General features: G+C 65.7%; 1 pseudogene. It reads left to right on the top strand.

The window, feature by feature from the left end:
* Positions 1 to 12 precede the first annotated feature (12 nt).
* Positions 13 to 254: pseudogene (locus SCA31_RS24515) on the top strand (oxidoreductase); the annotation flags it as partial.

Below are 254 nucleotides of genomic sequence, written 5' to 3'. Positions count from 1 at the left end.
CCAGGGGGCATCATGACCGAACTCCAACGGCACCTGCCCAAGGAGGAGATGGTGGCCGCCGGGTGGATGGATGCCGAAGGGAACGTCCGCGAGGGCTTCAAGACACCGGAGCAAGGAGCGGCCACCTCCGTGTGGGCGGCAACGTCACCGGCTCTGGACGGCCATGGCGGGGTCTACTGCGAAGATTGCGACATCGCCAATCCCACGGACCCTGAATCGCCCCTCGCCAGGTACCAAGGAGTAGATGCCCACGC

Origin of the sequence: Chryseobacterium sp. SIMBA_028, from assembly GCF_046535285.1 — a bacterium.
Lineage (GTDB): Bacteria > Bacteroidota > Bacteroidia > Flavobacteriales > Weeksellaceae > Chryseobacterium.
This window is presented reverse-complemented; position numbering and strand designations above follow the sequence as displayed.